Raw genomic sequence first — 23326 nt, forward strand, 5'->3', positions numbered from 1 at the left:
TTATATAGCTGAAGATCGTCCCGGTTCATTCCGTCAATGGCAGCATTGGCATAGACGGTAACAAAAACAGGCACTTGATTCTTTCTTGTTTGCTCAAAAATGGTCCACTTGGCATTGAAATCATTGTACATATTTTTTCTGGAAATTCCCCAGCCAATCTGTACGTTGTTAGCCACTACGTAGTTCAGTCCAAGCCTGATATTTCCGGCCGGAGCGTAAATTCCCCAAAGGTCAGAACTCCCATTATCAATAGAGCCAAATTTATGCTGAATGACCATTTCCAAGGTTTTCACCGTTGGAATTTGTGAGGTCTGCTGATCGATCAGCATTCCGCTCTCCCAGGCAAACCGAACTGGTTTATCCTTTTCTACCACTTCGGCTGATTCGTCATCCTGAGCAAACAAATTAGTGCAAACAAACAGACCTAAGAGGATATATAATATTGTCTTCTTCATAGTAGATTTCTTTTTATTTTCACTAATTATTTTGTGCGCCCTGCTGTATCCATACTAAAATATATTGTCCCTGGGTACCGGTGTATTGGGCATGTGTATGCGTCGAAGCTCCGGACTTAACAAATGAGTAGATCAGGCTCGATTCCGGGTTGTCCCGGTTGATATATTTTGCAGTATTGATGCTTTGGTAGGCATTGGCTGCGGATAAATCAGGTGCTCTTCCTCCCGCATTATGGCAGCTGGCGCAATTTGCAGTGAAGATTGGAAGCACGTCTGTCGCAAAACTTAGATCCTCCTCAATCGGTATATCTGGAATTTCCTCCGGAGCAACAAAATCATACTCGCAAGCACCAACGGCCAGAACAAGGAAAAGCCCCAGTAATATTTTAAAATTTTTCATATTGCGTGGTGTTTAGCTTATAAACGATTAAAAAAAAGCTTCCTCGTCAGAAGCTTTTCTTTAATTATATTTTCTCTGTTTATTGCAATTTTTCGATTGTATTGCGAAGTAGTGCTTCAGTATAGGCTGGATTGTGAACACCTTGACTATGATCATCATAGATATGCAAGTAGTTCCAAGCAGCACCCAACACATCAACAGATACATCAACACCTTCAACGACCTCTCCGTCTGCAAAAGCTCCTTCAGCTGCAAGTAACACTTCCAACTCTGTAACCAAACCGGCAATTTCAGTTAATTTACCGTTTACGTCAAAGTTGGTAGCACCACTGTGACACTGCGTACAAGCGCTGATCATTGGCGTAGTAAACTCGTGGTTGGAATCGCTCATATGACAAGAAACGCAACCAAGCTCAGCATGCGCGCTTGCGCTACTGCCCGATTCAGGATATGCTGTAGTACCTGCAAATTCGCGACCACCTGTTCCTACCAGCATATTGGTTTGAGAAGAATAGTGCGGACCATAATGGCTAGGAATAGTAGCAATACCATCACCGTCAGCATCGATATCTGTATAAGCTTTTCTTGACTGGTGGCAGTTTACACACGCATTGGAACCACTAGCCAAGCTTACTTCAATCGTATTGTCTGCCATCAAAGTAACCGCTTCATCAGTTCTTAAGAAAACAGGATTCCCTTCCCCATCTTCAAAAACTGGCGTTTCACCATGGGTGTGACACGTTTTACAGTCAATTGGTGATCCTGAAATATCAGAACCTCCATTCAGCCATGCAACAAATCCAACTCCTGAGTGACAGTTAGCACAGCCAGACCTGGTACCTGCATACCCTAGTGAGCTTCCTGCAGCATGACCTGAAGTCGCCCATTGGGCATCAAATCCATCCATTGTCGCCGTGTTGTGGCAATCAATACAAAATGCTACACCATCGGCACCATCAGCACCATCAGCACCGTCAACACCATCTATTCCGTCAGCACCATCAGCACCGTCCAATCCCGGAGGGCCTTCTTTTACACACGCGGGGATAATAAACAATACCAGCGAGGCTACAAACAACAACTTGGTTATTTCTCTGAGTTTCATACGCTTAAAAATTTAGTACATTCATTTAATCTGGAATCGCTTCCAACTCTTTAGTTTGAGCGTAAAAGTATAATTGAAAGGACTAATTTCTAAGACTTGCGGGGTGACATATTTCGAGAGAAAAATTGACAAATGTCAATCATCCATTTTTACTGATTTTTATCAGTTCCGGCTCGTTCAGAATCTCGATTTCATTTCGACTTTGCCTGAGAATTCCCGAGACCTCTAACTCCTTCATATTCCGAATGAAACTCTCTTTTGTCATGCCCGACATCTCTGCGAATTCCTGCTTGCTGAGTTTGTAATGGAATGGATTTGCCTGATAGATTTTGTTTTTTAAGTACAACAAGGTATCGGCTACCCGACCAGGCATATATTTTTGGGTTAAACCGATCAAAGTATTGAGCATCTCAATATTTTGCTTGTTGTTGTATTTTAGCAGTTCGTAGGCAAATTTACTATTGCGGGCCAAGATGGTATGTAAACGGGTAGAATCGATAAAGCAACATTCAACCGTCGTCAAGGCGGATACCGTAAAATGCCGAATATCGTCACTAATTACACCACCGGCAGTCACCAGACTATGGGTCGAAATCAACTTCAAAATTACGTTCTTCCCATTCGCACCTTCAGCCACCACTTTGGCCAAGCCCTCCTTCATACACACAAAATGCGTTGTCGAAGTGTTCTGCTTAATGATGGTTTCACCGGGATTAAAAACAACATTGCGCTTGCAATTCATTAAATAATCCATATCTTCCTTCGACAAACATTCAAATATGCTGGACTCCGCCTCGGGCAAACAACGCATGCAGCACGATTTAGCGCAGTTAATACAATCTTCTATTTGTGATTCTTTAAACATCCCTGTCAAAACTCGCTAATTAAAGAATAGTATATTTTCGCATAAATATATATATTAATATTCGCATGCATCATATTTTCATATCCTATTTTAATACTCGGATATAAGTCGGCATTTTTAAACCGCTTTAATATACTGACAATAGGTTAATTAAAAAAGAGATGAACTAAAAAAAATGTTGTAGAATATCCTCATTGGTTGCTTTTGACAAAAACTGAGCGCACGAGTACACTTTCGAGGTTTTTTGAAGACGCCAAGACCGGATAAATCCATCTTTTCGCTAATAAAAAAATCAGGAATTAACTGCGTGAACAAATCATAAAATCGCTAGTTCGTGATAAAATCCAGCACGCTGCTTGCTCCTGACGAGCGTATACCTTTATATAGCTCGGTATATCCACAGGCGCTGCACGAAACAGCGGTGAAGCGCCTGTTCTGAATATTAAAGTACTTGGTGAAACCTGATCCGGTCGTTCTTATTTCATCGATCTCGGCTTGTCTGACATTACACTTGGGACATACATAAACTTTTCTCATGAGCGTATCGGTTGGTTATTCAAAACAATTAATTCTAAATGAACAATAATTGATCAACTCACTTGCTGCCTGGTGTCTTTTTAGACTTCCGCCCGGCATCTTTCAAAGCTTTATTAATCAACCATTCAAGCTGCCCGTTAATGCTCCGAAAATCGTCGGCAGCCCAACGCTCCAGCGCTTCATAGTCATCCGGATTTAAACGCAATACAAATGATTTTTTCTTTGTCATCATATTCTCTTTCCAATCATTCTCAACTCTATCCAATCTTCCGGAGTATCATCACTCAGATTCTCCACACGAGCCACCCCACGGCGATCGTCGTTCAGCCTCGACTTAATAAATACTTCCAGTATTAACAACCGGGGTGGCTTCTTTATCTCCACAAAGCACCACCATCAAATTACTGACCATCGTGGCTTTCTTATCTTCGTCCAGCTCTACAATTCCCTTTTTGCCCAATTCATCCAAAGCCATCTCAACCATACCAACGGCTCCTTCCACAATCTTAAAACGGGCAGCAACGATGGCCGTTGCTTGCTGGCGTTTCAGCATAGCCTGTGCAATTTCCTGTGCATACGCCAGGTAATTGATCCGGGCTTCTATCACCTCAATGCCGGCGATTGCCAAACGTTCAGTTACCTCACGCTCAAGTTCCTCATTTACTTCCTCACCCCCACTACGCAATGTGATCTCGGCCTCATGATCTTCAAAATTATCATATGGGTAGAGTCCAGCTAACTTCCTGATCGCCGCCTCCGTTTGAATGGTTACAAAATGTTCAAAATCATTCACATCAAAAGCCGCTTTAAAAGTATCGCGCACACGCCAAACCAGCACAACCCCAATCCTTATCGGATTTCCAATTTTGTCGTTGACCTTAATTGGTTCACTGTCCAGGTTTCGCGCTCTCAGTGAAATCTTTCTCCTTATAAAAAAAGGATTCACCCAACGAAATCCATTCTTCTTGATCGTCCCGCGATAATCCCCAAAAAGAACCAAAACCGCACTTTCGTTTGGATTGACAATGGTAAATCCTTTGGCAAAAAACACGAAAACAATTATCAGTGAAACAGCGGGAATAGGTTTTTCGCTATAAAATCCGAACACCATAAGCACGAGCAGAATAATTTCCACAACAACAAAAACATAGCCTGAACCGGCACGATAAATTTTTTCCATTGCTTTGTAATTTAAATTGATATCATATTGATATCACTAAATTACATAAAAAAAGCATCCGGGTCAAGATGCTTTACAACTCATTTTTAAAAATCTTAGTTTTTAATCACTTCGATGTGAGCCGTCAGATTCGAGTCTAAAACCTCATACGATCTGGAGAAATTAAGAATTTCCTGAACTGACTTTTCAGAAGGCGAAAACAATAACTCGCTCAACTCAGAATCCATACTAACTTCCTTCTCACGACTTAAATCAATTTCTAGAGGAGCAAATTGATCAGATGGATGAGCATGAATAAAATAGATTAAGGTATAATTTTTCATCATAGGCATTGTGTGTAGTTTTTAATTCAAATAAAAAACGCCTGCGACGAAAGTTTATTGCCTGCCAAAGACTTAAATTTTTGTCAGGTTCATCCTATTTTTCTCAATCAGCTTACGTAAATTAATTAGGGCATAACGCATCCTCCCTAAAGCGGTATTGATACTCACTTCGGTTTGCCTTGATATTTCCTTGAAACTCAAGCCCATATAGTGGCGCATAATAATTACCTGTCGTTGATCTTCAGGCAATAAATCAATTAATTTACGAACATCCTCCGTAATTTGATCATACACCAGCTTGTCTTCGATGTTATCCTCAGCAAATTTTTGGGAGTTGAAAAGGTCTATTTCGGTATCGTCGTTCGATGTGGTATTTAACAGCTTTTCCTTGCGGAAATGATCAATGATGAGGTTGTGGGCAATACGTAAGACCCAGGAAACAAATTTTCCATTTTCGGTGTATTTCCCATTCTTGAGCGAACGAATAACTTTTATAAATGTGTCCTGGAAAATATCTTCGGCAAGCTGATGATTTTTAACGATCAGAACAATGTAGGTAAATACTCTGTTTTTATGCCGTCCGACAAGCTCTTCAAGAGCAGCCTGATCGCCTTGTATGAATTTCTGAACGAGCAAATTATCGTTCAATGTTTCAGTTTTGAACATTACTTTCTATTTAGTTTTCTTATATAAACAAAAGTAAAATTCTTCTATAGGCAATCAGATTTTATGTATGAGTAAAACAATTTGTTAATTTTGCACGGGGTAAAAATGACTGTTTTTTGGTTAAAAAACAAATTTCCATCCGCTAAAATGAAGACAGATCCATGACAAGCAATAAAATACCAGCATCAGAAATACACATTAAGGGAGCCAGAGTACACAATCTGCAAAGCATTGAGCTCAAGATACCGCGTAACAAACTTATGGTAATTACTGGATTATCCGGATCGGGAAAATCATCCCTGGCATTTGATACGCTATATGCCGAAGGCCAGCGTCGTTACGTGGAAAGTCTCTCATCCTATGCCCGGCAGTTTCTTGGGCGAATCAACAAACCCGAGGTTGACTTCATTAAGGGAATTCCGCCAGCCATCGCAATTGAGCAGAAGGTAAACACACGCAATCCCAGATCTACAGTGGGGACTTCAACCGAAATTTACGACTATCTTAAATTATTGTATGCACGCATCGGCAAAACAATTTCTCCCGTTTCGGGACAAGAAGTAAAACGCCACCGCGTAACGGATGTCGTCAACTACATGACCTCCTTTCCGGCCGAAACAAGGATACTTATTGGTGCTCCACTAACGGCCAAGAATGGTCGGTCGGTTCTTGCAGAAGCGGAATTACTGCTTCAGCAAGGTTTTTCGCGAATTGAGACTCCGAATGGCATTCAACGCATTGATCAATTACTGGCGGATAAAAATACGGATTTCTGCTCCGGAAAGTGTAATATCGTCATTGACCGCTTGCAAGCCAGTCAGGACGAAGATAATGTAAGCCGGATGGCTGATTCGGTTGAAACCGCTTTTTTTGAAGGACACGGCTCCTGCATCATCAAAATTTATGAGGGAGAAAATGTAAAAGAGCAGACTTTTTCAAGCCTTTTTGAAGCAGACGGAATGGAATTTGAAGAACCGACCGAGCACCTGTTCAGCTTCAACAACCCGGTGGGCGCTTGCCAAACATGCGAAGGCTATGGCAAAGTTATCGGGATTGACGAAGATCTGGTCATTCCGGATAAGTCACTTTCCGTTTACCAGGATGCTGTGGCTTGCTGGAAAGGTGATAGCATGCAGAAGTGGAAACTCGAACTCATCCAGCATGCCTCAAAATTTGACTTCCCGATACACAAATCTTATTACGAGCTGAGCGAAGAACAACGCCATCTGCTTTGGGAAGGAAATCGTTATTTTGAAGGCCTCGATTCCTTTTTTAAGATGTTGGAATCAAACAGTTATAAAATACAGTACCGGGTGATGCTTTCGCGTTACCGCGGAAAAACAAATTGCCCCGATTGCCGCGGAACCCGCCTGAAAAAAGAAGCCGGCTATGTTAAAGTTGGGGGACAATCCATTCAGGATTTGGTTTTACTGCCGGTGAATGAGCTGAAAGATTTCTTTAAGCAGCTTGAACTTAATGAGCACGAACAGAAATTAGCCAAACGTATTTTAATTGAAATCAGTAATCGACTCGATTTTCTATACGATGTTGGCTTGGGCTACCTGACCCTCAACCGACTCTCCTCTACCCTTTCGGGCGGTGAGTCGCAACGCATTAACCTGGCTACATCGTTGGGTTCAAGCCTGGTTGGCTCGTTATACATACTGGACGAACCCAGCATTGGGCTCCATCCCAAAGACACGGAACGGCTGATCAGCGTATTGCGGAAACTGCAGCGAATTGGGAATACGGTTTTGGTGGTGGAGCACGATGAGGAAATTATTCGTGCTGCCGACGAGATTATCGATATTGGCCCCAAAGCCGGAATTCATGGCGGAAAGTTGGTTTTCCAGGGAGATCATAAGCAATTGCTGTTGGCAAAAAACAGTCTGACTGCCGACTACCTGAATGGTACAAAAAAAATAGAACTACCCGAACGACGCAGAAAATGGAATAACTTCATTGAAATAAAGGGCGCCCGCGAAAACAACCTGAAAAACATCACCGTCAAGTTTCCGCTTAACACCATGACCGTGGTAACGGGCGTGAGCGGATCGGGAAAATCGACCTTAGTGAGCCGGATTTTATATCCTGCAGTTGCCAAGCTCTTTGGCGGATATGGCGAAAAAACAGGGCAGCATGACACCATTACAGGCGATTTCAAACGGCTGACATCGGTGGAATTTGTGGATCAAAACCCAATCGGAAAATCGTCGCGTTCCAACCCGGTGACCTACCTGAAAGCCTACGACGAGATTCGCAAGCTATTCGCCGAGCAACAGGCATCGAAGTATCAGGGATTCAAACCCTCACACTTTTCATTCAATGTTGATGGCGGGCGATGCGAAGAGTGCCAAGGTGAAGGCGAAATAAAAGTGGAAATGCAGTTTATGGCCGACATTCATCTGCAGTGCGAGAGCTGCCACGGCAAGCGTTTTAAGGATGAAATTCTTGAAGTCCAATTCAAAGGGAAAAATATTCATGACATCCTGGAGATGACTGTCAACCAATCCATCGATTTTTTCGGACAATTCAAAGGCAGCACCGAGAAAAAAATCGCCAAAAAGCTGCAACCCCTGCAAGATGTTGGGCTGGGCTATGTCAAGCTGGGGCAAAGTTCGTCTACCTTGTCGGGCGGGGAAAGCCAGCGGGTAAAACTGGCGGCTTTTCTTGCCAAGGAAAAAGATTCACCGGCCCTGTTCATTTTTGATGAACCGACTACCGGGCTTCACTTCCACGACATCAAGAAGTTGTTGGATTCATTCAATGCCTTGATCGCGCGCGGACATAGCATTATCATCATCGAGCACAACCTGGAAATTATAAAATCAGCCGACTGGATTATTGACCTGGGACCCGAAGGCGGTAAAAATGGCGGACATGTTTTGTTTGAAGGAACTCCCGAAGACATGGTGAGCAAGTCAGATTCATTCACCGCAAAAGCATTGTCGGAGAAACTATAGATCTCAAACATCACGGTAATCCTTGATTTTCTTTCAAACGAGATAAAAATCGATATCTTTACACGCAAATAAACGCGAGAACAAGGGTAGTTTAAACTGCAGGTTTCACAAATAAAAAATAGTCTGCAAATCAAAACGTTCCGATAACAATAAATACGCATTAAATGAGTTTAAACAAACACACATTCAGCATTCCGGTCATGGGATTGGGATATACCATAGACACTCCCGTCCGGGTAGCGCACTTTGGCATTTCATCAGTCATCTCGTTAGTTGATGATATTTTGATGGAAAAAATGCGCGAATTCTACAGCCAAAAGTTTGACATTCCATACCAAACAATTACAAACAAGGCAGAAGACTTTCGGGCGAAACGCATTACAGCTTACCTGAATTTGGTAGACGAGCTGGTGAACCGGAAATACGACGAACTGGTCAATAGCCTGCACAAAAAGGAAAGTGAACTGGAGAAATATTTTGAGCTGCTTCCCGACTCCAAACAAATTCGTGAGAAGTTTAACCATCTGATGGAAAACAAAAGCCTGACCGATGTCAAAAACTGGCTGCGTACCACATTGCGTCCGGGGAGTATTGATGTCAACATCATGACCAAGCTGGACAAAGCGAACTACCTGAACCGCGAGCAACTGCCTGCCGAATACAATGACGCACATGCCGCCTTGCGAGGATTTGCCAACAGCAAATTAAGCTCATCGCTGGTACTTTCAGCCGGAATGAACCCTCGACTATACAGCTACCTTGAAAATTTCAGCGATTTTTATCCGGATGAGAACGGCCAGCTTCGCAAAAAAATCACCTTAAAGGTGAGCGATTTTCGATCGGCTTTGATACAGGGACGCTTTCTGGCAAAGAAAGGAATCTGGATTTCGGAATACCGTGTTGAATCGGGCCTGAACTGTGGCGGACACGCTTTTGCCACCCAGGGATACTTGCTCGGCCCGATCTTGAAAGAGTTTAAAGAAAAACGGCAAGAGCTGATTGACGCTACCTTCGAAGTTTACCAAAGCGGACTAAAAGAAAAAGGACTGGCAGAATTGAGCCAGACCCCTGAGATAAGAATAACCGCACAAGGTGGTGTTGGAACCAATGAGGAACACCAACTTCTGCTTGAAGAGTACAACCTGGACAGCATTGGTTGGGGCAGCCCGTTTATGCTGGTTCCGGAGGCTTGCAACATTGACGAAGAAAGCCTGAACCTGCTCAAAAATGCCGGAGAAGATGATCTTTATTTGAGCGATGCTTCACCCCTTGGCGTTCCGTTCAATAATGTTAGAGGCGCCAGCCAGCAAAAGGCCATTCAGAACTACCTTGCTGAAGGAAAACCTGGTTTTCCCTGTACAAAAAAATACTTGGTCTTTAACACAGAATATACCGAGATACCGATCTGTACCGCATCAAAACAATATCTGAAAAAGAAATTAAACGAAGTGGAAGAATCGGAAATGGGCACGGATGAAAAGCAATACCAAAAAAGTAAGCTGACTGAAAAGGAATGCCTTTGCGAAGGGCTGACCAATTCAACCTACCTGGCTAACGGCCTTGAAACCGATAGCAAACGCACTGGCGTTAGTATTTGTCCCGGACCAAACATTGCCTATTTCAAACAAGTGGTGTCCTTGAAGGAAATGGTTGACCACATCTACGGAAAAATCAACCTGCTGAAGGGAGTAAAACGGCCAAATTTGTTTCTGAAGGAATTGCACATGTATGTGGAGTACCTTGAAAACAGGCTAAGGGAAGCTCGCGAAACCCAGGACAATAAACAACTGGCTTATTTGCGAAAATTCCAGGCCAACCTGAACGAGGGAATTAACTATTACCGGCAGTTTTTCGAAAAATATGAACACAAGCTTCAGGAAATGAAACGCGATGTTTTCAGCGAGCTGGAAGCTTTCACCCAAAAGCTGGAGAAAAACAAAATTTAAGCGAGGCCTCTTGGCTGGCAAACGACACACTGCAATGTCCGTTGAACGAGATTCGACGGACATTATTTTTTGTTTTAGCGGCTCACCAGGATAACTCCGAAGGAGTGGAATTTACATCACCCCGTGCGAGACTCCGAGATCAGCGGAAAAAGCCCAAGCGACAATTTAAGCCAGACGTTTCCATTCCTTTGAAATAAAATACGTGACAATCAAGGCCGAACAGGTATCGGCAATGGGCATGGAAATCCAGATTCCTTTTAAATCCAGAAAATCGGGCAGAATATACAATAGCGGAATTAAGACAATGACCTGCCTGAGCAACGTTAAAAGGGTAGCAATTTGTGCCCTCCCAACCGACTGGAAAAAGTTGCCCACCACCACCTGAAAACCAACCAACGGGAGGGCCAGCATAGCCAGCCTTAAGCCTTGCTTCCCGATGGCCAGCAGTTCAGGATCCGAAGAATTGAAAAGCCCGACAATTGCTTCGGGAAAGGCCTGAACCAGGACAAAAGCAACCAACGATATAACCGTAGCCGAAATCATAGCCAGGCGTAAGGTTTCTTTTACCCGGCTGCCTTCATTGGCACCATAGTTAAAGCCGATAATGGGCTGAGTCGCCATGTTAATCGCCACAATCGACATCACAATCAACGTGATGACCGAATTGATAATCCCCATCGCTCCAACCGCCAAATCGCCACCAAACCGAATCAGCTTGGTGTTGATCAACGCCTGCACTGCTGAGTTGGCGGTTTGCATAAAGAACGGCGCCATTCCGATGGCTAGAATCTCTTTCACAATGGGAATCTCCAGCCGAAAATATTTTGGCCGCAGTTTAACAATCGAACGACTACTCCGGAAATGCAGAAGCACCCAAACCGATAGGGCAATCATAGAGATTACGGTGGCATAGGCAGCACCTTTCACTCCCAAATCAAAAACAAAAATAAACAGGGGGTCAAGAATCATGTTCAGACCGGCACTCAGAATCATGGAATACATCGCAATTCGCGCATTTCCCTCGCTTCTGATGACATTATTTAATGAGAAGCCCACCACCTGAAAAACCGTTCCAAGCAAGATAATATTCAGATAGTCGTTGGCATATTCTATGGTTTCGGGCGTGGCCCCAAACATCTTCAGCATGGGCATTTTAATTACGAAACCAATCAGGGTGATTAAACCTGAAGCCAGGATCATCAATAAAAAGCTGTTACCCAACACGCGTTCGGCTTTATCCATATCACGTCGACCCATATTGATCGACACCAGCACGCCGGCGCCAATGCCGATCAGCATGCCAAACGCCATCATAATCAGCATGACCGGAAATATAACTGATACCGCACTCAGCGCCACGGCACTCACCCCCTGACCGATGAAAATCCGATCGACAATGTTATACAAGGCATTCACAAATACCCCGATGAAGGCTGGTATAAAATATTTCAGCATCAGACGCGGGATACTTCCCTCGCCCAACTCCTTGGTTTTATCCATCAAAAAAAAATTGTCTGCAAATGTACTTATTCGATTCAACAAATCGGCCATGGCCTCGTTCTCATTATTCTTTTGGAAATATTAAATTTGCAGCTTAAAGTAAAAGCACATGAGTACAGAGAAATCAAAAAAGATCAGCATACGCACCGTTGAACGTTTAAATTCAACCAATACAGATACGGCGGTCCAAGCCATTGAGGAACTCAAAGAAACGGGAAACGTCCATTATATTCCAGTATTGGTTGAACTACTCCATACAACAGACAGTCCTGAGGTTAAATCGCAAATCCGCATGCTTCTGGCTGAAATTAAGCAAAGCGATGCCATTCCCTTGTTCATTCAAGCCATTGAGAATAAAAAATATGCCAACGAATTGCAACCACTTGTTTCGGCCTGCTGGGAAAATGGCTTGGATTACAGCATGCACCTTTCCTTGTTTATTGACTTGGTAATTGAGCAGGAATTGCTGGTAGCCTTTGAAGCTTACACCGTGATCACTAACATGTCAGGACGAATTTCGAAAGAAATTGTTGAAAAGGAAAGCCGCAAACTGAAGGATGCCATGCTGCAGACCAACGATCAGAAGAAAGAACTGATGCACGATTTGTTGCACTTTCTTCCTGCTTTTGAAAGAGGCATTGAGCCCCAGTCATACTAATCATTAAAACGAAATTCTGTGAGTCGATTCGGAATGATCTTGATCTTTCTTGTGTTAGTAAGCCTCAGTCAACCTGTCAAGGCTCAAGAGTTTATCGACATTCAACGCTACACCACACCTATTTTGCTTAACCCATCGTTTGTTGGCTCAACCCGTGGCGACCGATTGATGGTGGCTCTGCAAAGCACCCGGCGCAAAGACACGCAAGCCTTATTGAAGTTGGCCAGTCATGACTTTTTTGTCCGGAAGAAGTCGCTCGGATTGGGTTTTTTGGGCGGAATTCGAATGGACTATACGCAAGACGTAGTCGCCCCTTTTGCAGAAGCCTCCATCGCCAAGTATTTTCCGATGGTCAACCGCCAGTATTTGGTTCCATCCGTCACATTGGGCTTTCAACAACCCTTGCAAGAACTGAGCATGTTTGTTTCTGAACGAATCCGACAATCAGGGAGTTCGGTGCCATTGGGCGGTTTTTTTGGAACCACCGAACTGGTTGCCGGAGCCGGAATCTTATTTTCAGACTACCATGGCTCCGTGGGCATTTCGGGCAAAGCCAGATGGTCGTACAAAAAAAATCCGCAGACCGATGAGTTCAATACATACGTGTATGACCTGTTACTTCATGCAGAAAAGATTTTCACCTGGCGCCAACGGGGACTTTTGTCACGAAGCTACTTGATTCGTCCCCGCGCAGTGCTGCATTACAGCAATGAGTTTGCACAAGCATTTGCCGAAGTGACGATTCAACGCAAGCAGCTTGAAGCCGGCCTCGGATTTCTTTCAAATTTCGATACCGGAAACAACCAACTCTCGCTCAACCTGGGTTACGACTTCGACGTCCTGAAAGTAAATTACCTGGGAGCAATTTTAAACCGGTCAGGCCAATTCAGCCACCCCATGCACAGTTTGATAATCTCTGTCATTTTTCCTGAACTAACCCGTTATGGCAAGGCGGTTCCTGCATTAATCCGCAATTTATAGACCGAATCAATTGCTGTTCTGCAACACGAAAAGGCGTTCCATCTGCCAGTTTCAAACTTAAATGTTACTTTTACCGGTCGTTAAAAAGGATGACTCAAATCTGAACTTCGTGTGAAAAAGGCTTTCTTTATTTTCATTCTTATAAGTTGTTGCATGCTGACCAATGGCCAGGATGCGGAGTATTCGCAGTTTTATGCCAACCCACTCTATCTAAATCCAGGATTTACAGGAACCTCAGCAACACCCCGGCTGGTTCTAAACTACCGCAACCAGTGGCCTCAAAAAGGGAACACCTATGTCAATTACAGCTTGTCGTACGATCAGTATTTTGAAAAGATGAAAGGAGGATTGGGGGCACAATTTCAAAACAGCACGGAGCTGAACGGATTGATTGAAACCTCATCGGGATATCTGTTCTATTCGCACCATGCAAAAGTCAACGAGCGGCTGTTTTTCGATCTCGGCCTTCAACTTGGAATGACCTACAAGAAACTGGATTACGGGCGGCTTATTTTTCCAGACATGATTGATCAGCTCACAGGCATTACCATTCCCGGTAATGAAGAGCAGCAAGAAAACGCAAGCCTGCTTTATCCCGATTTCGGAATAGGTGCGCTGGGTCAATACGATGCTTTCTTTTTCGGATTCAGCCTAATGCATTTAACCCAGCCCGACGAGTCGGTTTTTGTTGGCGATCAGAAAGGCCGCTTGCCCATGAAGATAACAATCCATGCCGGATCGCGAACCCACAAACTGCACCGGGGCTTATTGTCGCGCGAGTTTACCCTTTCGCCCAACATCATTTACCAACAACAGGGAACATTCAAGCAGATCAACCTGGGCTTGTACATGTTAGAAAAGTCGCTGGCCGGCGGACTTTGGTACCGTCAAAACCTGGGCGTACAACCTGACGCCGTGATTGCTATGATTGGGGTGATGAAAAACCGATTCAAAATAGGCTACAGCTACGACTATACACTGTCTAAATTGTCCAACTACTCCAGCGGGTCACACGAGTTCTCACTAACCTTTTTAATTGGCGAGAAACACAACAACCGCGATGCCCTCTTGATTCCGTCGCTGTAGGCGACGACGTGATGGAGTTATCGCTTGTCATTGATGGTGATTAGCCCTTCATCAGAACAGTTTGCCGGATGCTTGACACACAAGTACTTGGATTTTTGGAATTTGATACCTTCACACCCCTATTCTGCTTTTTTATAACTGATGGCCATACCGGCACCCCGGTCGTCAAGTGTAGTTTTGTAGTTCCCCAGTTGGCTGACGTACTCATAAAAGTTGTAGTTGTTGTGCTGGCTTACATTGTGGGTAACAAAACAGGCTCCCACTTCCAGCTTCGGATCCAGGTCTTTAAAATAGTTGATGTACCAGCTTTTGTCGGCATCGCTAAAAACAAAGTCGAACGGGCCTTCCAGAGCCGGGACGAGTTCATGCGCATCAGCAAGGCGCACATCGACAAAATCCAATACGCCAGCTTTCTTAAAATTCGCCAGCGCTTCGAGATACCTTCTTTTATTGATTTCAATGGTGATCAGTTTACCACCTGTTTTACTCAGCGCCCAGGCGATCCATATACCCGAATGACCTGTCGATGTGCCGATTTCAACGGCACGCGTGTAGTTATTCTCGATAATAATATCGTACAGAAGCTGGCCGTCCGATTCCGGCACATTCATGTCGCGCCAGTTGTTTTTGCTGCTTTCCAGAAAACTCTTCACACGCTGATCCAGCTTCTCCTGATTCCCGTTTTCCTGCGCACAGGCGGGCAGGGTTCCACTCACAAACAGCATTACCAAGCTGATAGAAAACAGGCATAAGACACTTCTGGAGCTTTTCATAACATTCCGCATTTCGGGGAATAATATTACGAAATACTTACATGACTAACAAGCTGATATTTTTTTGTTTCTTCAAAAAGCGACCAAGGCGTTGCTATTTTCATTCAGAAAGAAAAAAGCCAGAACTGTTCCGTGTGACAATTCTGGCTTTTCAACTTTATCTTTCACTAAATCAAAATCCAAATTTAGCAGGTAACCACAAGCTCAGTTGTGGCAAATAAGTCACCAGAAGCAACACGATTACCATCGCTAAAAACATGGGGATAAGCGGCTTGATTACCTTATCGATGCTTAAGCCTGCGACACTGCAACCGATAAAGAGCACAGATCCGACCGGTGGTGTACAAAGTCCCACACTTAGGTTGAGCACCATAATGATACCGAAGTGAATGGGATCAACCCCCATCGCCGTTACAATCGGCAGGAAAATAGGTGTGAAGATCAATACAGCCGGAGTCATGTCCATAAACACACCTACAAAAAGGAGAATCAGGTTAATCAGCAATAAGATGATAAACGGATTGCTTGAAATAGACAATAAGCCCTCACTAACATTTTGTGGAATATTTTCATACGCCATAATCCAAGACAATCCCAAGCAAGTGGCAACCAGCAGTAACACAATTCCGGTTGTTTTTACCGAACGCAGAATGATCAATGGCAGATCGCCAAAAGAAACCTGTCGATAGATAAAGGCCAGAATGACAGAATATAAAACAGCAATGGCTGAAGCCTCAGTCGCCGTAAAATAGCCGGCCACAATACCTCCAATCACGATGATCAACATGAGCAAGCTGGGAATGGCATCCAGAAGTTTCTTCGATCCATCCAATGCTTTCGCCTTGTTGTTTTTGGTCTTGATAAAGGCAAAAATAGCAAAGGCGATTAAAAAGAGGATAAATAGGACTCGATTGACAATCGGGTTAAACGTTGCGCGGGCCATCGAAATGCCCTGAAACGCCAAGACCAGTGCGACACCAATCAGTGCGGCAATTCCCAAAGCTTTTACGGCTGCCTTGGTCCCTTTACGCTTATATATCAGCATGGTGACCGCAGTAATGATAATTCCAAGCCCGGTAAGGATACCGGGAACGTAACCGGCCAGGAACAGCGCGGTAATGGATACACCACCACTAGCCAAAGAGTAAACAATCAGGATGTTACTGGGAGGAATGGATAAACCTGTGGTTGCCGACGTAATATTCACTGCCGCGCTGAAGTTGTCGGCATAACCCTCTTTCTTCATCTCAGGCCCCATAATACTACCGATGGCCGATGCTGATGCGGCTGCCGAACCGGAAATGGCTCCAAAAAGCATATTCGCCAGCACATTTACAATTGCCACTCCCCCGGGAATCCCGCCAACAAGCACACGGGCAAAGTCGATCAGGCGGATGGCAATTCCCCCGCTATTCATGATGTTTCCCGCCAAAATAAAGAACGGAATAGCCAGTAAGGCAAAACTATCCAGACCCGTGGCCATACGCTGCGAGAATGTTGTCAGGGCCGGGATCACATCAATACTGACCAACATGGTCAAAATTCCGGAAATCCCAATACTGAATGCAATGGGCACGCCGATGACCAGCAAAACAATAAAACTGAAAATGAGCACAAATATTTCAAGAAATTCCATAAGCTTATTTTTTCCGGTTTTCTTTAACCATGTTGTACATATTATCCACATCGAAATAAGCGATCAAAACACCGCTCAACGGCAATACCAGGTAAACAATTCCCAAAGGCATCCCCAAAGCAGCCGACTTAACCGACAGGTAAAACCGGGTATAAACCAGCCATGAACCACCAATAATCATCACCGTAATGGCAAACACAACAATAATGGCACTAATGATCATTTCGAGCTTAAATTTTCGTTGGGGCGAACTCTTTTGAATAAGCAGGTCAATGGCGAGGTGTTCGCGCTTGCCGGCAACATAAGCCGCGCCAAGTAAGCCCACCCAGATCAGTAAAAAACCTGCTAATTCATCGGTAAAACTGCTGGGTGAATTCATGATATACCGGCTAATAACCTGCCAGAGCACATCAACAACCAGGATACTCATCAAAAAGACCAGGATCCATTCCAGCGATTTGTCTATAAAATTTCGTACAGTCATGTTAATTTGATTTTATTCAACGGCTTGTATTCGTTTGATGTAGGAATAGATGACTGGTTTGTCCTTGTAACTTTCCAGCAAGGGTTGCACCTTTTCAATGAATGGGGCTTTGTCAGGATAGTTAATTTGAACACCTGCTTTTTGGACTTCTTCCAGCGATTCTATTTCGGATTCGGCCCAAAGTTTACGTTGCAACACAGCCGACTCATCCGCCGCCTGCTGAATCCACTCCCTCTCCTGCTCGCTCAATTTATCCCAAATAATTTGGCTGAACACCAACACATCGGGAATGGTAGTATGCTCATCAAGCGAGTAGAACTTACAAACTTCGTAATGCCGCGAAGTATAAAGGCTGGGCGGATTGTTTTCGGCGCCGTCAACCACACCACTTTGCAAGGCGGTGTACAATTCGCCCCACGAAATTGGAGTTGGCGAACCACCCAATGCTTTGGTCATTTCAACGGCTGTTATACTTCGCATCACCCGGATTTTCAATCCTGCTAAATCATCTGGATGGGTGATCGGTTTCGATTTGGTGTAGAAGCTGCGCGAACCGGCATCGTAGTATGTCAACCCACGAATCCATTTATTCTCGGTACTCAACAGGAGATCCTGCCCAATTTCACCATCCATAATCTTAAAAGCGTGTTCTTTTGACTTGAAGATGTAAGGCAGTCCAAAAACCTTGTAGTCGTCGGTAAAACTTTCCATTACGGCGGCCGACACTTTGGTAATCGCCAGGCTGCCGATTTGAAGCAATTCGACACATTGTTGCTCCGACCCCAACTGCTCGGCAGGATAAATATCGATGATCAACTTTCCTTCAGAAAGCTCAGCAGTACGTTCGGCCATAAATTCCATTGCGTGATGTACCGGATGGTCAACAGGTAATCCATGTGCCAGCTTCAGTTCTCTTTTGTCCTTTAGTGGACCAACGCAAGAGAACGTAGTCAGCAAAAGAATCCCACATAAAAATTTCACAAGTTTGCTATTATAAACCATATAATTGTCGTTGGTTATTTTTTGTATTTCTCAATGATGCCCAAGGCTTCTTGACATTTTTTTGTAATATAATCAAAATTACCTTGCTCCAAAATTTCTTTCGGGAACAATTGTGACCCCATGCCCACACAGTGAACTCCGGCTTTAAACCACTGGCTTAAGTTTTCCTCGTCGGGCGAAACACCGCCTGTTGGCATAATGCTCGCATAGGGCATTGGGCCCATCACTCCTTTTACGAAATCGGGGCCGCCAACCGATGAACCCGGGAAAATCTTGACCACTTCACAACCCAACTCGTGTGCGCGGCCAATTTCTGTCACTGAACCACAACCAGGGCTCCAAGCAATCTTGCGTTTGTTACAAACCTTAGCCATTCCTTCATCAATTAACGGCGAGACAATGAAGTTTGCACCAATAGAAATGTATAAAGCGGTGGTTGCCTCATCAACAATGGATCCCACGCCCATAATCATTTCCGGACACTCCTTAGCCGTCCATTTGGTCAGCTCGCCAAAAACCTCAGCAGCAAAATCGCCGCGGTTGGTGAATTCAAATACACGGACACCTCCTTCATAACATGCCTTTACTACTTGTTTGCATAATTCAACATCTGCATGATAAAAAACCGGAACCAGTCCGGTATTTTTCATTGTTTGTGCTACTTCTATTCTTGTAAATCGGGCCATAATTTCATTTCAAATTCCAAGTTTCAATTTATCGGGCTACACGGCCGGATGCATCTCCGCCCATCAGTTTTTTCACTTCATCAACCGTTACCTGGTTGTAGTCACCATAAATGGTGTGCTTCAAACACGAAGCAGCCACGGCAAACTCCAGGGCGTTCTGATCATTGTCAGGATAGGTCAGCAGGCCATAGATTAGTCCACCCATAAACGAATCACCACCGCCTACACGGTCAACAATGTGCGTAATCTGATACTGACGAGATTCATACAACCGTTTACCATCCCAAAGTACGCCGGCCCAGCTGTTGTGGTTGGCATTCACCGACCCGCGCAAGGTAGTAATTACCTTTTTACACCTGGGAAAACGGGCCATGATTTGTTTTGAAACGGATTCGTAAGCCGCACCTTCCACATGTCCACCGGTGACATCAACGCCTTCAGGATGAATATCCAAAACCATGGCGGCATCTTCTTCATTTCCTAAAACAACATCCGTTCCGGCAACCAAATCCGGCATCACCTCACCTGCAGTTTTACCATACTTCCACAGGTTCTTACGGTAGTTCAGATCGCAGGAAACGGTAACTCCTTTTTCATTGGCTTTTTTGATGGCTTCCAAACACACCTCGGCAGCTCCCTGCGAGATGGCTGGTGTAATTCCGGTCCAGTGAAACCATCCGGCTCCTTCAAATACCTCGTCCCAATCAATCATACCAGGTTTAATTTCAGCGATGGCCGAGTGTGCCCGGTCGTAAACGACTTTACTACCACGGCTCACAGCACCTGTTTCAAGAAAATAAATCCCGACACGGTCGCCGCCAGTTATAATCTTGTCGACGCCTACTCCATAGCTTTTCAAATCCATTTTGCAAGCTCGGGCAATGTCATTCTCCGGTAGTCGGGTCACAAAGTCCACCGGAATTCCGTAGTTGGCCAAAGAGACGGCCACGTTAGCCTCTCCTCCACCGAAAGTTGCTGTTAAACTATTTGATTGGTTAAATCTCAAGTATCCTGGTGTTGCCAGGCGCAACATAATCTCTCCAAACGTTACAACTTTTTTATTCATGTTCTAATTCTGTTTTTAGTTTCAGTGCAATCGATTGCAAAAATAGAAATCTTTACAATAAGAATCAATTCAAATAACATCGATCGGAACTAATTTTGAACCTCATGCTCTAAAACTTAAAATAATTTTTGGCGTTGTTGTAGCAAATGTTTTCCACCATCTCTCCGAGCAACTTCATGTCATTTGGTATTTCGCCATTTTCCACATCGTTGCCCAATAAGTTGCATAAGGCGCGACGGAAATATTCGTGGCGAGTATACGACAAGAAGCTACGCGAATCCGTTAACATGCCAACAAAGCGGCTCAGCAGGCCCAAGTTCGACAAAGCGTTCATTTGCTTCTCCATGCCATCCTTTTGATCGAGAAACCACCAACCGGAGCCATATTGCATTTTTCCGGGCACCGAGCCATCCTGAAAATTACCAATCATGGTCGCGTATAATTCATTATCGCGCGGATTCAGATTGTACAAAATGGTTTTCGACAATCTGTTTTCCATATCCAAACGGTTGAGTAATTTGGCCAGTGGTGCGGCAACGGGCACATCGCCAATTGAATCGAAGCCGGTATCGGGTCCCAGTTTCTTGAAAAGCCGGGTATTATTATTACGCTGTGCCCCAATGTGGAACTGTTGTGTCCAGCCCCGCGAGTGATCCATGATACCAAATTCATATAACATGCAGGATTTGAATTTTATGATTTCCTCATTGCTCAGTGCTTTCTGCAAGCGGATCTTATCAAAAATGGCATTGATCTCCTCCTCCGTATAATCTTCGGCAAAAGCTGTATCCAAACCGTGGTCAGACAGCCGACAACCATTATCGTGAAAAAACTGGTGACGCTTATCTAAAGCTACCATAAAGGCATCGAAACTATCAATTTCCACATTAGCTACTTCACCTAACTGGTAGACATAATCATTAAAAGTCTCTGTATTTTCAACCATCATGGCTTTGTCGGGGCGCCAGGCCGGCAACACGGCCACTTCAAATCCATCTTTTTTAATGGACTGATGGTACTCCAACGAATCAACCGGATCGTCTGTGGTGCAAATCGTATCGACATTGGCCATGCGAATAATATCGCGGCATGAATAATTGCCTGATGTTAGCTTTTCGTTACATGCATCCCAAATTTCCTTTGCGGTTTCCGGGCTTAAAACCTTATCGATTCCGAAGAATTTTTTCAACTCCAGGTGAGTCCAGTGATAAAGCGGATTACGCAAAGTATGGGGCACAGTTTCGGCCCACTTTTCGAACTTTTCCCAATCACTGGCGTCGCCCGTACAATAGCGCTCGTCTACCCCATTGGTACGCATGGCACGCCATTTATAATGGTCGCCGTACAACCAAATTTGTGTGATATTTTCAAACGACTTGTTTTCAGCGATTTCTTTCGGTGAAATATGACAGTGATAGTCAAATATTGGCATTTTGGCCGCGTGTTCGTGGTATAGTTTCTGAGCTGTTTCTGTATGTAACAGAAAATTCTCATCCATAAATTTCTTCATCAGTCTCCGTATTTTTCTCTTAAAAATTAAACTCTTATAAATTAAATAAGCGTTTCAAGTGTCTTTCATAAATATTCTCTTCAACGCAGGAGCCCACTACATCGGCATTTTTTTCAAGCAGTGAATAATACCGCTCGCCCATTTCGGCAGCAACTTTGTATCCCACATGAATCAACTGTCTAAAATTCAGATTATAATCCGGATGTCCCGGGATGTGGCGCAAGGTGTTGGCAAACTTTTCGCCCGACCAGCCATTCACTTCCTCTGCGGATGGCAAGAGGGTATCGTCAATATCAATCACGTCGGCGTAAGGCCCGCACAATTCGTCTTTTCGGCTCAGGGCGCTGGCATAAACTTCCTTGGCAGCCTCTAGCGCTTCGCCGCCGGCCAGAGCCAAACCAATCACTTCCTCAAGCCAGGTTGTTCCGGCTGTTTTTACATGAAGCCCCTTGTCGTGTTTCTTGATGATCTCGGCCATAATTGGGTAAATCGAGAACTTGTCGCTTCCCGAGTGCACACTCAGTTTCAAATCGGCCGGCAAACCAAATTCCTTTATCGCGTGTGCGATGACTAACACATCTTCTTCAAACTCTTTGGCAAACTGCCCCAAATCACCTACGTAGTCCACACCTTTATTAAAACGTCCCGTGAACTTTGGTGCAATGGTTTGCGCAGGCACACCCCTATCGGCCAACATTTTCAGAATAAAAAACAAATCAACTGGTGTTTGCGGAGTGTCCACTTCATCCATCGACACTTCGGTAATAAAATTACCTTTCCCTTTTTTCTCAACCAAGTACTGATAAATGCTGGCTGCCTGCTCTGTTGCAGCCAGAAACTTAACGGCGATTTCAATCAGCAACTCATCATCTACCTGAATTGGCTCAGAAATTCCCGGAATTTGAAGGGCGCCTTTGTATTTTTCACAAGAAGACAAAAAGGCTTCAATAGCCTCTTTCGAACTCTCATTACCGATAAAAGCCGCAACATCCAACGTGAAAAAATCGGATGCCTCCACAAAAGGAGCTACCGTTGTAAGATTGATGTGATCGGCATCAACAAAATAGCGGTCATTCCAACCCAACGCTTTTACAGCTGCATCAGCTTCTGTTCGAACATCATTTGGCGTTGTCTTTACAATCCCATGCTCCCGGTTCGACTTGTTCCAAACCGGACTCACATCAACACCTGACTTGTTCGCCTTAATAATAGCTCTCAACTGGGCTTCTCCTTGGTGTGAAAAACGGTCACCCACACCAAAACTATATTTGCTTAATTCCATGTTAGATATTTATTTGTTTTATTAATACAATCCAAATTAACGAAGGACACGGCCACTTCCGTGTTCGCACACGAAAGTAGAACATTTCTTTTGCAAATCCATAGAAAAAATCAAAAATCGATCGAAAAATGTTATAAAATAGTTTTTCCCGTGTTCGCACACGAGTCTAAAAAAAATTCCATAGCTTTGTTGGTCTAAGATTTTTTAAACTAAAAGAAAAAA

At 44.1% G+C, this 23326-nt stretch carries 23 protein-coding genes; 5 read left to right on the top strand and 18 right to left on the bottom strand.

Features of this window, described 5'->3' with window-relative positions:
• From AAC033_RS01970 to AAC033_RS02010, 9 genes are all read right to left on the bottom strand, one after another.
• The coding region (locus AAC033_RS01970) for a DUF5777 family beta-barrel protein (protein WP_339734813.1) at positions 1-455 on the bottom strand (455 nt) is incomplete at its 3' end.
• Positions 456-477: 22 nt separating this feature from the next.
• Positions 478-855 carry a cytochrome c gene (locus tag AAC033_RS01975; RefSeq protein ID WP_339734815.1) on the bottom strand — a complete coding sequence of 126 codons (378 nt, stop codon included), beginning with the start codon at positions 853-855 and terminating at the stop codon, positions 478-480.
• Between the two features lie 79 nt (positions 856-934).
• Positions 935-1960 carry a hypothetical protein gene (locus AAC033_RS01980; protein WP_339734817.1) on the bottom strand — a complete coding sequence of 342 codons (1026 nt, stop codon included), beginning with the start codon at positions 1958-1960 and terminating at the stop codon, positions 935-937.
• Between the two features lie 139 nt (positions 1961-2099).
• Entirely contained in the window at positions 2100-2771 is a 672-nt protein-coding gene (locus AAC033_RS01985; protein WP_339734819.1) for a Crp/Fnr family transcriptional regulator, read from the bottom strand.
• Positions 2772-3152: 381 nt separating this feature from the next.
• The gene (locus AAC033_RS01990; protein WP_339734821.1) at positions 3153-3362 is read right to left on the bottom strand and encodes a zinc ribbon domain-containing protein; all 210 of its coding nucleotides are present in this window, start codon (positions 3360-3362) and stop codon (positions 3153-3155) included.
• Positions 3363-3420: 58 nt separating this feature from the next.
• Positions 3421-3591: a DNA-binding protein gene (locus AAC033_RS01995; RefSeq protein WP_339734823.1), complete on the bottom strand. Its 171-nt coding sequence runs from the start codon at positions 3589-3591 to the stop codon at positions 3421-3423.
• A 105-nt stretch (positions 3592-3696) separates the two neighbouring features.
• Positions 3697-4542 carry an SPFH domain-containing protein gene (locus tag AAC033_RS02000; RefSeq protein ID WP_339734825.1) on the bottom strand — a complete coding sequence of 282 codons (846 nt, stop codon included), beginning with the start codon at positions 4540-4542 and terminating at the stop codon, positions 3697-3699.
• Positions 4543-4637: 95 nt separating this feature from the next.
• Positions 4638-4874, bottom strand: coding sequence for a hypothetical protein (locus tag AAC033_RS02005; protein ID WP_339734827.1), 237 nt, complete (start codon positions 4872-4874; stop codon positions 4638-4640).
• A 63-nt stretch (positions 4875-4937) separates the two neighbouring features.
• Positions 4938-5531 carry a sigma-70 family RNA polymerase sigma factor gene (locus AAC033_RS02010; RefSeq protein ID WP_339734829.1) on the bottom strand — a complete coding sequence of 198 codons (594 nt, stop codon included), beginning with the start codon at positions 5529-5531 and terminating at the stop codon, positions 4938-4940.
• Between the two features lie 161 nt (positions 5532-5692).
• Between AAC033_RS02010 and uvrA the strand changes: the two genes are divergently transcribed.
• Both uvrA and AAC033_RS02020 read left to right on the top strand, forming a co-directional pair.
• Positions 5693-8494, top strand: a complete 2802-nt coding sequence (uvrA, locus tag AAC033_RS02015; protein ID WP_339734831.1) for an excinuclease ABC subunit UvrA — start codon at positions 5693-5695, stop codon at positions 8492-8494.
• 164 nt (positions 8495-8658) lie between these two features.
• On the top strand, positions 8659-10440 hold the full coding sequence (locus AAC033_RS02020) for a hypothetical protein (RefSeq protein ID WP_339734833.1): 1782 nt from the start codon (positions 8659-8661) through the stop codon (positions 10438-10440).
• 165 nt (positions 10441-10605) lie between these two features.
• On the opposite strand, the gene AAC033_RS02025 is transcribed toward AAC033_RS02020, so the two are convergent.
• Complete coding sequence (locus AAC033_RS02025) at positions 10606-11940, bottom strand: MATE family efflux transporter (protein WP_339734835.1); 1335 nt, start codon at positions 11938-11940, stop codon at positions 10606-10608.
• Between the two features lie 109 nt (positions 11941-12049).
• On the opposite strand from AAC033_RS02025, the gene AAC033_RS02030 reads away from it, so the two are divergent.
• The 3 genes from AAC033_RS02030 (at position 12050) to AAC033_RS02040 (ending at position 14665) form a co-directional block, all read left to right on the top strand.
• A complete protein-coding gene (locus AAC033_RS02030) occupies positions 12050-12598 on the top strand; it encodes a HEAT repeat domain-containing protein (protein WP_339734837.1) in 549 nt (182 codons plus the stop codon).
• Between the two features lie 18 nt (positions 12599-12616).
• A complete protein-coding gene (locus tag AAC033_RS02035; protein ID WP_339734839.1) occupies positions 12617-13579 on the top strand; it encodes a hypothetical protein in 963 nt (320 codons plus the stop codon).
• 111 nt (positions 13580-13690) lie between these two features.
• A complete protein-coding gene (locus AAC033_RS02040; protein WP_339734841.1) occupies positions 13691-14665 on the top strand; it encodes a type IX secretion system membrane protein PorP/SprF in 975 nt (324 codons plus the stop codon).
• Between the two features lie 119 nt (positions 14666-14784).
• Here the strand turns inward: AAC033_RS02040 and AAC033_RS02045 are convergent, their stop codons facing one another.
• The 8 genes from AAC033_RS02045 to AAC033_RS02080 form a co-directional block, all read right to left on the bottom strand.
• Entirely contained in the window at positions 14785-15438 is a 654-nt protein-coding gene (locus tag AAC033_RS02045; protein ID WP_339734843.1) for a class I SAM-dependent methyltransferase, read from the bottom strand.
• A gap of 172 nt (positions 15439-15610) precedes the next feature.
• Positions 15611-17074 carry a TRAP transporter large permease gene (locus AAC033_RS02050; RefSeq protein ID WP_339734845.1) on the bottom strand — a complete coding sequence of 488 codons (1464 nt, stop codon included), beginning with the start codon at positions 17072-17074 and terminating at the stop codon, positions 15611-15613.
• 4 nt (positions 17075-17078) lie between these two features.
• Entirely contained in the window at positions 17079-17558 is a 480-nt protein-coding gene (locus AAC033_RS02055) for a TRAP transporter small permease (RefSeq protein WP_339734847.1), read from the bottom strand.
• 12 nt (positions 17559-17570) lie between these two features.
• On the bottom strand, positions 17571-18539 hold the full coding sequence (locus AAC033_RS02060) for a TRAP transporter substrate-binding protein (protein ID WP_339734849.1): 969 nt from the start codon (positions 18537-18539) through the stop codon (positions 17571-17573).
• A gap of 35 nt (positions 18540-18574) precedes the next feature.
• Positions 18575-19246: a bifunctional 4-hydroxy-2-oxoglutarate aldolase/2-dehydro-3-deoxy-phosphogluconate aldolase gene (locus tag AAC033_RS02065; protein WP_339734851.1), complete on the bottom strand. Its 672-nt coding sequence runs from the start codon at positions 19244-19246 to the stop codon at positions 18575-18577.
• A 28-nt stretch (positions 19247-19274) separates the two neighbouring features.
• The gene (locus AAC033_RS02070) at positions 19275-20312 is read right to left on the bottom strand and encodes a sugar kinase (RefSeq protein ID WP_339734853.1); all 1038 of its coding nucleotides are present in this window, start codon (positions 20310-20312) and stop codon (positions 19275-19277) included.
• 109 nt (positions 20313-20421) lie between these two features.
• Positions 20422-21822 carry a glucuronate isomerase gene (gene uxaC / locus AAC033_RS02075; RefSeq protein ID WP_339734855.1) on the bottom strand — a complete coding sequence of 467 codons (1401 nt, stop codon included), beginning with the start codon at positions 21820-21822 and terminating at the stop codon, positions 20422-20424.
• Positions 21823-21856: 34 nt separating this feature from the next.
• On the bottom strand, positions 21857-23104 hold the full coding sequence (locus tag AAC033_RS02080; RefSeq protein ID WP_339734857.1) for a tagaturonate epimerase family protein: 1248 nt from the start codon (positions 23102-23104) through the stop codon (positions 21857-21859).
• Between the last annotated feature and the right edge of the window lie 222 nt (positions 23105-23326).

Origin of the sequence: uncultured Sunxiuqinia sp., assembly GCF_963974515.1 — a bacterium.
GTDB lineage: Bacteria > Bacteroidota > Bacteroidia > Bacteroidales > Prolixibacteraceae > Sunxiuqinia.

Excerpts from the sequence above, each read along its gene's own strand:
- AAC033_RS02045 (WP_339734843.1), bottom strand. The coding sequence starts at position 15,438 with ATGAAAAGCTCCAGAAGTGTCTTATGCCTGTTTTCTATCAGCTTGGTA.
- AAC033_RS01990 (WP_339734821.1), bottom strand. The coding sequence starts at position 3,362 with ATGAGAAAAGTTTATGTATGTCCCAAGTGTAATGTCAGACAAGCCGAG.
- AAC033_RS02070 (WP_339734853.1), bottom strand. The coding sequence starts at position 20,312 with ATGAATAAAAAAGTTGTAACGTTTGGAGAGATTATGTTGCGCCTGGCA.
- uvrA (WP_339734831.1), top strand. The coding sequence starts at position 5,693 with ATGACAAGCAATAAAATACCAGCATCAGAAATACACATTAAGGGAGCC.
- AAC033_RS02065 (WP_339734851.1), bottom strand. The coding sequence starts at position 19,246 with ATGGCCCGATTTACAAGAATAGAAGTAGCACAAACAATGAAAAATACC.
- AAC033_RS02050 (WP_339734845.1), bottom strand. The coding sequence starts at position 17,074 with ATGGAATTTCTTGAAATATTTGTGCTCATTTTCAGTTTTATTGTTTTG.
- AAC033_RS02010 (WP_339734829.1), bottom strand. The coding sequence starts at position 5,531 with ATGTTCAAAACTGAAACATTGAACGATAATTTGCTCGTTCAGAAATTC.
- AAC033_RS02020 (WP_339734833.1), top strand. The coding sequence starts at position 8,659 with ATGAGTTTAAACAAACACACATTCAGCATTCCGGTCATGGGATTGGGA.
- AAC033_RS02025 (WP_339734835.1), bottom strand. The coding sequence starts at position 11,940 with ATGGATAAAACCAAGGAGTTGGGCGAGGGAAGTATCCCGCGTCTGATG.
- AAC033_RS02000 (WP_339734825.1), bottom strand. The coding sequence starts at position 4,542 with ATGGAAAAAATTTATCGTGCCGGTTCAGGCTATGTTTTTGTTGTTGTG.
- AAC033_RS01975 (WP_339734815.1), bottom strand. The coding sequence starts at position 855 with ATGAAAAATTTTAAAATATTACTGGGGCTTTTCCTTGTTCTGGCCGTT.
- AAC033_RS02005 (WP_339734827.1), bottom strand. The coding sequence starts at position 4,874 with ATGCCTATGATGAAAAATTATACCTTAATCTATTTTATTCATGCTCAT.
- uxaC (WP_339734855.1), bottom strand. The coding sequence starts at position 21,822 with ATGAAGAAATTTATGGATGAGAATTTTCTGTTACATACAGAAACAGCT.
- AAC033_RS02080 (WP_339734857.1), bottom strand. The coding sequence starts at position 23,104 with ATGGAATTAAGCAAATATAGTTTTGGTGTGGGTGACCGTTTTTCACAC.
- AAC033_RS01995 (WP_339734823.1), bottom strand. The coding sequence starts at position 3,591 with ATGACAAAGAAAAAATCATTTGTATTGCGTTTAAATCCGGATGACTAT.
- AAC033_RS01985 (WP_339734819.1), bottom strand. The coding sequence starts at position 2,771 with ATGCGTTGTTTGCCCGAGGCGGAGTCCAGCATATTTGAATGTTTGTCG.
- AAC033_RS01980 (WP_339734817.1), bottom strand. The coding sequence starts at position 1,960 with ATGAAACTCAGAGAAATAACCAAGTTGTTGTTTGTAGCCTCGCTGGTA.
- AAC033_RS02055 (WP_339734847.1), bottom strand. The coding sequence starts at position 17,558 with ATGACTGTACGAAATTTTATAGACAAATCGCTGGAATGGATCCTGGTC.
- AAC033_RS02030 (WP_339734837.1), top strand. The coding sequence starts at position 12,050 with ATGAGTACAGAGAAATCAAAAAAGATCAGCATACGCACCGTTGAACGT.